Consider the following 9,959-nt stretch of genomic DNA (forward strand, 5'->3'; position numbering starts at 1 on the left):
GCTCGTCTCCTCGGAAGGACTCAGAAGGGCTTGACGGACTTGATGCGGCTCGGCGCGATGTAGGAGAACCCGCTGCTCGCGTTCTCGAACAGGCTGAGCCCGGCCTGGAACCGGCAGTCGCTGCCGATCACCAGCCCGGGGGCGACGGTGCAGCTGAGCCCGAAGAGGTTGTCGTCGCCGACCTCGATGCTGTTGCCGCAGTGGAAGTTCGGCGCGATGAAGTTGTTCGAGCCGATCCGCGAGTGGTGCCCCACGGTGCTGCGGTAGTTCAGGACGTTGAAGTCGCCGAGGGTGGCGTTCACGCCGAGGTAGTTGTCCGGGCCGATGACGTTGCCGGTGCCGCGCAGCGCGCCGGCGTCGACCCGGGAGGACGGGTGCACGATGTTCTCGGCCAGCAGGCGGTGCCGGCCGATGAGACCGTCGATCAGCTCGCGCCGGCGGGCGACGTCCGACACCGCGAGCACCACCGGGGTGCCGGGCTCCGGAGCGAAGTCATGCTCCGTGACGCACAGTTCGGCGGGAGCGGCGACCGCCTCCCCGGCCACGGCGACGTACCGGACGACGCGGTGGGCCGCGGTGTCCTCGACGTACCGGGTGACCTCCAGCGCGAACCTGCCCGCGCCGATCACGACCAGATCCTTCACGGCTGGATCCTCCGCTTCTTGAACCGTTCGGAGACGGCGAGTTCCTCGACCACGTTGACCTTGGCCGGCAGCTTGAACGGCTCGACCTTGCCGTCGAGGAACTCGCGGACGTGCCGGCGCGCCTCGGCGCGGGTCAGCGGGCCGCTCGGCTTGACGTCCACGCAGACCGACTGGCCGGTGATCGAGTTGGGCCGCCCGTAGACGATGCAGTCGTCGATCAGCGGGCTGCCGAGCAGGATCGACTCCAGCTCCAGCGGCAACACTTTCTCGCCGCCGACGTTGATGACCTCCTTGGCGCGGCCCTTGACCTTGAGGAAGCCGTCCGCGTTCTGCTCGACGAGGTCGCCGGTGCGGAACCAGCCGTCGGCGGTGAGCGAGTCGCTGGGGTAGTTGAGGTACCCCATGAACTGGGTCCGGGTCTTGAGTTGAAGCTCGCCCTCGACGATCCGGTACTGCACGTTCTCGTCCGAGATCTTGAAGTAGGTGCTGCTGGACGACTCGCTGGTGGTGGTCGAGATGCCGGTCTCACTGGTCCCGAAGGTCTGCAGCAGCCGCGCCCGGGGGAACGCCTCGTGGACCCGCCGCAGCAGTTCCTCGGGCATCGGCTCGGTGCCGTAGCTGATCAGCCGCAGACTGCCGAGGTCGTACTTGCGGTGGTAGTCGCCGATCAGCAGCAGGTTGAGGAAGGTCGGGCTGGTCGGCAGCAGCCGGATGCCGTGCCGCTCGACCAGCGCGCAGATCTCGTCCGGCGTGCGGCGGCCCGGCACGACGGCCGTGCCGCCCACCTTGAACACGCCGAGCAGCGAGTTGATGCCGCCGATGTGGTCGAACAGCAGGAACATCAGGATGTGCGGCGCCTTGGCCCCGACCCGGGTGCCCGGGCCGACCTTCTCCTCGACCAGGGCGTCGAGGTTGTGCAGGATCGCCTTGGGCGCACCGGTGGAGCCGCTGCTCAGCAGCACCAGCCCGGCCGCCCCGGCCTCGACCAGCGGACCGTAGCCGGGTTCCTGTGCCGACTCCGGCGCGGACATCGCCTCGACGGTGACGTCCGCCCCGTCCGCCGCGACCGTGAGCAGGTGGCGCGGCCGGCAGGACTCGGTGATCGTGGCGCGCGTCCCCTCGGTGAAGGTGACCACCGGGATGACGACGTTCCGGTTGAGGTACAGCGCGAGCAGCGCGGCGATCGACCCGAACGAGAAGTCCGCGTGCAGCACCACGGCGTCGTGCGGCCGCACCCCGTGCTCCCGCAGCCGCTCCCCGGCCCGCCGGACGGCGCCGAGCAGCTCGCCGTAGCTGCGGCTCCCGGCGTCGTCGACGACGGCCGTGCGGTCGCCCAACCGTTCCAGTTTTCCGATGAGTTGGTCTCGCATCAGGTGACTCCCCCCAGGAAGAGCGTCTCGCCGGTGACGAACCCCGCCTGCTGAGAGATCAGGAAGTCGACGGGGCCGAGGACGTCCGGCATCGTGCACATGCGCTTGATCGCCTGCCGCGCGACCAGGGTGTCCACCAACCCCGCGGGCAGGGTGCGGGTCAGGACCGTGGACACCGGGGGCAGCCCGATGCCGTTGACCCTGATCCGGAAGTCGGCCAGCTCCTTGCTCATCACCCGGGTCAGCTGCTCGACGGCGCTCTTGCTGGCCGAGTAGACCAGCTGGCCGTCCAGTGCCCACGGCACCGCGACGGTCGAGACGTTGAGGATCGCCGAGGTGGGGCCGGGCGACTTCTGCAGCAGCTTGGTGGCCTCCCGGCAGCAGTTCAGGACGGCGAAGAAGTTGAGGTCGAAGACGTCCCGGGCGACCTTCTCCGGCGTCATCATGAAGTGGTTCATGGTCGACGTGCCGGCGTTGTTGACCAGGGCGTCGAGGTGGCCGAACTCCCGGCGGACCTCCCGGAACATCGACCGCAGCGCCTTGCCGTCGGTGATGTCCACCTCGTGGTGCCGGTAGGCGGGGTGGTCGAGCGACGAGGGTCTTCGGCTGCACCCCACGACCTGGTGGCCCTGGTCGAGGAAGTGCTCGGCGAGCGCCCGGCCGACTCCGGTCCGGGCGCCGGTGACAAGGATGATCATCGGTCAGTGCAGCCGGTAGCCGATGAGCAGGGGCAGGGTGTAGAGCGCCGACCGCAGGTCGTCCGGGTCCAGGTCCTTCGACTTGAACAGCGACGGCACCTCGCGGGTGACCACCCGGGTGAACGAGGGCTCGCGCCCCGCCGCCCGGATCGCGCCCTGCAGCGCGCCGTCGTCCATGACCACGAAGGCCAGGCCGAGCCGCAGGCACCAGGCCAGCCGCAGGTGGTCGATCGCGGCGAGCAGCTTCGCCGGGTCGCTCGCGTACAGGATCCGGCCGAACGGCACGAACCGGCCCAGCCGCAGCTTCTTGACCACCACGTACAGGTAGTCGGTGCTGCCCTTGCGGGTGATCAGGAAGTGCCGGCACCGCAGGTCCTCGTGGTCGAGGAAGACCTTCCGGTCGGCCTCGTCCAGGTGCTGGGCGATCACGTGCTTGCGGGTCTCCACCCGCAGGCCCCGGCCCAGGCCGCGCGCCGTCGGCACCGGCAGGAACTGGCGGACCTTCGTCTCCAGGTCCTCCCAGCCGAACTTCTTGCTGATGTCGTAGACGGTCTGCGTGGGCGTGTAGTTGAGCAGCGTCGCCTTGCGGACGGACATCACCGGGAGGAAGAGCTTCATACTCTCGTTCCGGTAGTCCTCCTTGACGTACCAGCTGTGGATCTCGCAGAACTTGTGCGGCTTGCCGGCCACCTCGCGCTCGGTGAACAGCGTGCCGAGGAAGCCGACGACCTCGTCGCCGTCCTCCATCACGTAGCCGTAGTAGCCCTCCTGGCCGCCCCAGACCGGCTGGAACATCCGGCGCCGCCACTCGAACGGGATCCAGGCCGAGTTGAGGGTGGAGTCCCGCAGCAGGAGGTAGACCTTGCGCAGGTCGTCCTCGACGGCCCGTCTGACCGTGACGGTCATGCCGTCGCCCCGGCCGCGGCTCCGGTCTCGGCCCCGGCCTCGGCGCCCGCGAGCTGCATCTCCTCTTCGATGAACTCGATCAGCTTGTCGACCCGGCTGAACGGGCTCACCCGGCGGGAGACCGCCTTCTCCGAGGTCAGCGAGATCTCGACGTCGAACTCGTCCTCGATCGCCTCCTCCACCAGGGAGAGGAAGTTGACCAGGTGCATCGAGTCGAACACCCCGGTGTCGCCGTACAGGCTGACGTTGAGGAGGTCGTCGGTCGGGATCTTCTCGTCCCGTCGCTCGCTGATCTCGATGACCACGGCGGTGATCAGTTGAACAAGGCGTTCGCGCATGACTGGGCCGTTCTCCTTGCCGATGGATCGCTGTTGTGGGGGGTGCGAGGGTGGGACCGGTCAGCGCTGACCGGCCACCCATTCGAGGACGGCCATCGCGCTGGCCAGCTTCATCCGCGCCTGGGACCAGGCGATCGACCGCGGCCCGTCCAGGGTGCGGGCCGAGACCTCCTCGCCGCGGTTGGCGGGCAGGTCGTGCATGAACCAGGCCGCCGGCCAGCGGCTCATCAGGGCGTCGTCGACGTAGAACGGGCGGAAGGTCTCCCGCCACAGGTCGTCGTTCTTCACCGTGCCGGTGGTCTGCCACCGCGTGGTGTAGACGAAGTCGGTCTCGGCGGGCAGCTCGGCGACGTCCTGCACCTCGGTGATCTCGGTGCCGAGCGCCCGGCCGCGTTCGGCGGCGGCCGCCAGCACCCCGGCCGGCACGCCGTACCCCGGCGGGGTCGCGAAGACCGCCGTGCAGCCGGTGTGGTGGGCCAGGCCCTCGGCCAGCGCGGTCGCGGTGTTGTTGCCCTCGCCGAGGTAGAGCACCCGGGCGCCGTCGACCGAGCCGCGCATCATCCGGATCGAGGCCAGGTCGCAGATGCCCTGGGTCGGGTGCTCCTCGGCCGCCATGGCGTTGACGACCGGGATGCCGCCGGCCCGGGAGATCGTGTACAGGTCGTCCAGCGGTCCGGCGGTCCGGGCCACCAGCAGGTCCAGCATCGAGCCGAGGATCCGGCCGGTGTCCAGCAGGGTCTCGCCGGTGTTGGTCTGGAGGTCGTTCGGGCCGTACGCGATGGGCGTGCCGCCCAGCCGGACCACGCCGGAGGTGAACGCGGTCCGGGTCCGGGTGGAGGTCTTGGCGAACAGCACCCCGACCACCTTGCCCGCCAGCGGGCGGCGGTGGGCGGTGGGGTCGGCGTAGAGCTCGCAGGAGCGCTCCACCAGGCCGTGGACCACGTCCCGGTCGAGCGCGCCGAGCGAGAAGACGCCGGCCGCCTCGCGGACCGGGGCCGGACCGGTGTGGAAGCCGGGGTGGCCGCCGGAGCGGAGGCCGGGGCGGCCACCGAGGTCGAGGTCGGCGTGGATGTCGGGGTGGATGTCGGCATGGGCGCCGGCGTGGGTGCCGGGCTGGATGACGTCAGTCATGCTGTGGTTCCTGTTGCTCGTGGGTTGCGCGCCCGGGCTGCACTCCGAGCGGCGCCGGACGGGTGTCAGCCGGAATAGGCCAGGTCCTCGACGACGTCGCCGGGTGCCGGGGCGCCGAACTTCTCCGCCACCCAGCCGTCGTCGTAGACCGTGGAGAGGTACCGCTCACCGCTGTCCGGGGAGATCGCGACCACCTTGGCGCCGGCCGGCAGCCGGTCCCGGCGCCGGGCGACGGCGGCCAGCACCGAACCGGTGGACCCGCCGGGCGCCAGGCCCCGCTGCCGCGCCAGCGCGCGGCACATCCGCACCGCCTCGCGCTCGGGGACCAGTTCCACGTCCTCCACCAGGCCGGGCCGGAAGACCTCCGGCCGCCGGCTGGTGCCCAGGCCCGGAATGTACCGCCGGCCCGCCGGGTGCCCGAAGGTGATCGACCCCTCGGCGTCCACCGCGACGATCCGGGTCGACGGCGAGTGCTCCCGGAAGAACTCGGCGCAGCCCATCAGGGTGCCGGTGGTGCCCGCCCCGATGAACAGGAAGTCGGGGTTGGGGACGGCCCGGGCGATGGCCGCCGCCGTCCAGTCGTGGTGCGCCCGCGGGTTGGCCGGGTTGGCGTACTGGTTCAGCCAGAGCAGGTCCGGGTCCTCGGCCAGCCGGCGCTGGATGTGGTCGATCCGGGACTGCAGGAAGCCGCCGTTGGCGTCCCGCTGGTCGACCAGGTGGACGGTGGCCCCGTAGGCGCTCATCAGCGCCAGGTTCTGGGCGGAGGTGTTCGGATCGACCACGCAGGTGAACGCGTACCCGCGGGCCGCGCACACCGAGCTGAGCGCCACCCCGAGGTTGCCCGAGGAGGACTCGATCACCGAGCCGCCGGGGCGCAGCACCCCGCGCCGCTCGGCGTCCTCGATCAGCGCGAGCGCCGTCTTGAGCTTGATCGAGCCGGCCGGGTTGAGGCCCTCGATCTTCAGGATGAGGTCCACGCCGGGGATGAAGCCGCCCAGGTCGAGGAACACGTCGTCGTGGACCAGTTCGTAAGCGTGTTTGTATATCATTCCGGGTCCCGGGATCCGCTGGAATTCGCTGAGGCGGTCTTCTGAGGGTTGGTCCGGCCGTCGGACGGCAGCCGGACGCCGATCCACATGCCCAGCCAGCCCGCGGCGCCGAGCAGACCGCACATCACCCACACCAGGTCGTTGCCCTGCTGGTAGACGAGCGCCCCGATGGTGGGCCCGAGCGCGTAGCCGGTGGTCTGGCAGGCGGTCAGGGCGCTGATGTACCGGCCCCGGGTCTCCGGCCGGCTGACCAGCGCCGGGTAGGAGTTGACGGACGGCGAGCTGATGATCTCGCCGAGCGTCCAGGCCACCGTGGCGAGGTAGAACAGCCAGACGCCGGAGTGCACGCCGAACAGCGCCAGGCCGCCGCCGATCAGCAGGGTGCCGACCGAGATGGACACCCGCATCGGCAGCCGCTGGATGACCTGGGTCAGCGGCAGCTCCACCACGATCACCAGGGCCGCGTTCAGGGCCACCACCGTGCCGTACAGCCCGGTCGGCAGCCCGCGGTCCTGGACGGTCAGCGGCAGCACGGTCTGGTACTGGACCTCGGCCAGCGCGGTGGCGAACATCGCGCCGAGCACCAGCAGGTAGCGGTGGTCGCGCAGCAGCAGCCGGTAGCCCGAGCCGCGCGGTTCGGCGACGGCCGGGCCGGCCGTCCGGGCCCCCGCCGTGCCGGAACGGGCGGGCGCGTCCGGCGGCAGCATCAGCACGGTGAGGACGGCCACCACCAGCGCGGTCGCACCGCCGACCAGGAACACCAGCCGGTAGGAGTAACTGGCCAGCCAGACGCCGAGCAGCGGGCCGACCGCCGCGCCGAGGTTGATCCCCAGCCGGCTGACCGCGGTGGTCATCACCAGCCGGTCGGGCGGGGTGAGTTCGGCCAGCATGGTGGACGCGGCCGGCCGGTAGATCTGGGTGATGAAGCCGGCCAGGAAGCAGACCACGAGCAGCAGCCCGTACTGCTGCACCCCGGCCACCGCGGCGACCGCGATGCTGGAGAAGAGCATGGAACCGACGATGGTCCGGCGCGGGCCGAACCGGTCGGCGCAGATCCCGCCGGTGAACACGCCCGCGATCGAGCCGATGCCGTAGCCGGTCAGGGCCGCGCCGGCCAGCGCCGGCGAGTAGCCGAGGCCGGTCAGGTAGAGCACCAGGAAGATCGAGACGAAGCTGCCCATGCGGTTGACCGCGAGGCCGATCAGCAGCACGATCACCGGCTTGGGCAGCTCCCGGAGGGTGCGGATCATGCCCGGCTGCGGCTGCTCCGCGGCCTCCCCGGTGCCTTCCCGCGAGCCGGTGCCTGCGCGCGAGCCGGTGCCTTCGCGCGAGCCGGTGGCGTCCTGTGGGCCGGTGCCTTCCCGCGGGCTCGCGTCCGATGGGTCCCGCTCGGCGAGATCACCATGGTTCTGTGACAACGTCGGTTCCTTTCCAGCTCCCGGAGGGCACGCTCAGGCAGCCGGGGAAGCGAGCCGCTCGAAGGTGAACTCGGTTGCGGCGACGGCCTGTTCGAGGGTCTTGCGGCAATCCTCCGCGCTTTCGCCCCGGGCGACCAGGTACCCGTAGCGGTTCACGTAGCCGTGCGGGGGCAGCCGCAGCTCGTCCCCGGGGCCGACCAGGGTGACGGATTCCACCAGTCCGGGGACCGAGTCGGCGGCGGGCAGCCGGACCGTCCCGACCCGGGCGTCGACCGGCGGGTAGCGGAACCGGATGGCGGTGTGGCCGGTGCGGCTCGGGGTGAGGTCCGGCCGGACGCCGAGCGAGACGTCGGCCGAGATCCGCCCGGAGTCCAGGCCGTTGGCGAGCGAGCCCACGTACGGGATCAGGTCGCCGCCGAGCCGGCCGTTCACCTCGATGATCGCCGGGCCGCGCGGGGTCAGCTTGACCTCGGTGTGCGTCATGCCGTGCGTCCAGCCCAGCACCCGGTGCGCCTCGGCCACCATGGCGAGCAGCTCGGCGTCCCGCAGGAACGGGTCCTCGGCGTCGATCCGGTGGCCCTGCTCCTCGAAGAACGGCTCCGGGCCGAGCTCCTTGCGGGCGACCAGGTAGGGCAGGTACTCGCCTTCGAAGACCGCCGCGTCGATGCTGATCTCCGGCCCGGTCAGGTACTCCTCCAGCAGCACGCCGCCGCTGTTGTCCATGCCGGCCTGGACGGCGCTGCGGCTGATCTCCACGGCGGCGGCCAGTTCCGCGGCCGAGCCGACCTTGATCACGCCCTGGCTGGCGCCCAGTCCGCGCGGCTTGGCGACCAGCGGGAAGCCGATCCGCTCCGCCTCGGCGGTCGCCTCGGCCAGGTCGCGGACCAGGGCGCGGCGCGGCTGGACGAAGCCGGCCGCGGTCAGCAGCTCCCGGGTGGCGTTCTTGTCGCGGACGTTGCCGACCGCCGCCGGCGTGGGGCCGGGCAGCTCCAGCGCGGCGGCGACGCTCGCGGCCGCGCTGATCACGCCCTCGTGGTAGCAGTAGACGCCCAGGATCCTGGTGGTGGCGGCGAGTTCCTTCGCCCGCAGGACCGCCTCGACCGGGTCGAAGACGTCGAACACGGTGCTGCCCTGGATGTACGGCTGCTGCCAGGTCGGCGGCTGCGGGTCGAACAGCCACACCGGGGCGACCTCGGCCGCCGAGGCGAGCAGGTACTCCCGGTACTGCTGGTGCCCGCTGCCCATCACGAGCAGCACTCCGTCCGCGGCCATGCTGACTTCCTCACTTCGATCGACGTGCTGTACTGGCGGGTTGGGGGTCACCGGCGTTCGAGGATGAGCCCGTGGGTGAGGAACTGCTCCCGGGCGCCGGGGACGTCGAGGACGCCGACCTCCTCCAGCAGGCGGATGGTCTTCGCCGCGGACTGCCGGATGCCCGCGACCACCGTGTCCTGCGCGTAGGACTCGGCGATCACCTGCTTCGTCCGCTGCTCCGAGAAGCCCGCCGAGAGCAGCGCCGCGGCGGCGGGGGCGGTGGCCGGCTGGAGCGAGCGGACGATCAGGTTCGGCAGGTAGCCGGCCACCAACGCGCGGGTGCGGGTGTCCAGTTGGCCCCACAGGTGCTTGAAGAAGGTGGCGAAGAAGACGTGGTGCCGGCCCTCGTCGATGGCGTGGTCGCGCACGGTGGTGCGGACCACCCCGATCAGGCTCTCGTCCACCGGGATGTCGTTGAGGATGGAGGTGATCAGCGTCTCGAAGACCACGACCTGGAGCAGCTGGACCAGCACCCGGTGGTCCGGCATGTCGTCGCCGATGGCGTCCAGGTTGGCGATGAAGGGGCCGAAGTCGTGCTCCAGCGCGCCGATCCCGGAGCGCGCCACGAGCTGGTGCTGGACGTCCAGGCTGAACAGCGAGTGGTAGGCCTCGTCGACCAGGATCTGGAAGGCGGTCATCCGCGAGTTGGCGGAGAGGGTCAGCCCGGTGCCGTTGTCGGCGATCAGCTGGGTGGCCCGGCCGACCACCGCGACCTCGAAGGTGGTGGTGAACTGCAGCCACTGGTAGAGGTGCTGGGCGGTGAGGTACCGGCGGAGCTTGTGGTCCTCGGGGTCGATCAGCGGGTGGGAGAGGTGGAGCACCAGGTGTTCGGGGAAGAACGCCTTGTGGATGTCGTCGTCGACCTCGACCAGTCGACGGGGAGTGGAACGGACCGACGCGCGGTCGTACCAGTTGTCGAAGGCCTTGACGTCCGGCATGGCCGCCTGGCTGTCACGGAACACGGTGCTGTTGCCCTTCCTCGGGGTTCGTGCCATGCGGGTTCGACGGCGGCGGGGGGGGGGGGGCGGGGGCCCCCCCCCCCCGCCCGGGCCGACGGACCGCGGGGGGGGGCGCCCCCCGGGGGGACCCGC

10 protein-coding genes are annotated in these 9,959 nt (G+C 71.0%); all 10 read right to left on the reverse strand.

The window, feature by feature from the left end:
* Positions 1 to 20: 20 nt before the first annotated feature.
* Entirely contained in the window at positions 21 to 644 is a 624-nt protein-coding gene (locus tag AB0N76_RS21265; protein ID WP_363559058.1) for a hypothetical protein, read from the reverse strand.
* On the reverse strand, positions 641 to 2,014 hold the full coding sequence (locus AB0N76_RS21270) for a fatty acid--CoA ligase family protein (RefSeq protein ID WP_363559060.1): 1,374 nt from the start codon (positions 2,012 to 2,014) through the stop codon (positions 641 to 643). Before AB0N76_RS21270 ends, AB0N76_RS21265 begins: the two co-directional genes overlap by 4 nt.
* Complete coding sequence (locus AB0N76_RS21275) at positions 2,014 to 2,712, reverse strand: SDR family oxidoreductase (RefSeq protein ID WP_363559062.1); 699 nt, start codon at positions 2,710 to 2,712, stop codon at positions 2,014 to 2,016. Before AB0N76_RS21275 ends, AB0N76_RS21270 begins: the two co-directional genes overlap by 1 nt.
* 3 nt (positions 2,713 to 2,715) lie before the next feature.
* Complete coding sequence (locus AB0N76_RS21280; protein ID WP_363559064.1) at positions 2,716 to 3,618, reverse strand: GNAT family N-acetyltransferase; 903 nt, start codon at positions 3,616 to 3,618, stop codon at positions 2,716 to 2,718.
* Entirely contained in the window at positions 3,615 to 3,956 is a 342-nt protein-coding gene (locus tag AB0N76_RS21285) for a hypothetical protein (RefSeq protein WP_363559066.1), read from the reverse strand. Before AB0N76_RS21285 ends, AB0N76_RS21280 begins: the two co-directional genes overlap by 4 nt.
* Before the next feature lie 60 nt (positions 3,957 to 4,016).
* The gene (locus tag AB0N76_RS21290) at positions 4,017 to 5,087 is read right to left on the reverse strand and encodes an ornithine carbamoyltransferase (protein ID WP_363559068.1); all 1,071 of its coding nucleotides are present in this window, start codon (positions 5,085 to 5,087) and stop codon (positions 4,017 to 4,019) included.
* Between the two features lie 65 nt (positions 5,088 to 5,152).
* Positions 5,153 to 6,136: a 2,3-diaminopropionate biosynthesis protein SbnA gene (sbnA, locus tag AB0N76_RS21295; protein WP_363559070.1), complete on the reverse strand. Its 984-nt coding sequence runs from the start codon at positions 6,134 to 6,136 to the stop codon at positions 5,153 to 5,155.
* Positions 6,133 to 7,386 (reverse strand): MFS transporter, encoded by a 1,254-nt coding sequence (locus AB0N76_RS21300; RefSeq protein ID WP_363559072.1) that lies wholly within the window; start codon positions 7,384 to 7,386, stop codon positions 6,133 to 6,135. Before AB0N76_RS21300 ends, sbnA begins: the two co-directional genes overlap by 4 nt.
* A 201-nt stretch (positions 7,387 to 7,587) precedes the next feature.
* The gene (locus tag AB0N76_RS21305) at positions 7,588 to 8,826 is read right to left on the reverse strand and encodes an ATP-grasp domain-containing protein (protein WP_363559074.1); all 1,239 of its coding nucleotides are present in this window, start codon (positions 8,824 to 8,826) and stop codon (positions 7,588 to 7,590) included.
* Between the two features lie 47 nt (positions 8,827 to 8,873).
* Positions 8,874 to 9,830 (reverse strand): diiron oxygenase, encoded by a 957-nt coding sequence (locus tag AB0N76_RS21310; RefSeq protein ID WP_363559076.1) that lies wholly within the window; start codon positions 9,828 to 9,830, stop codon positions 8,874 to 8,876.
* Positions 9,831 to 9,959: the final 129 nt, after the last annotated feature.

Origin of the sequence: Kitasatospora sp. NPDC093806, from assembly GCF_040683335.1 — a bacterium.
GTDB lineage: Bacteria > Actinomycetota > Actinomycetes > Streptomycetales > Streptomycetaceae > Kitasatospora.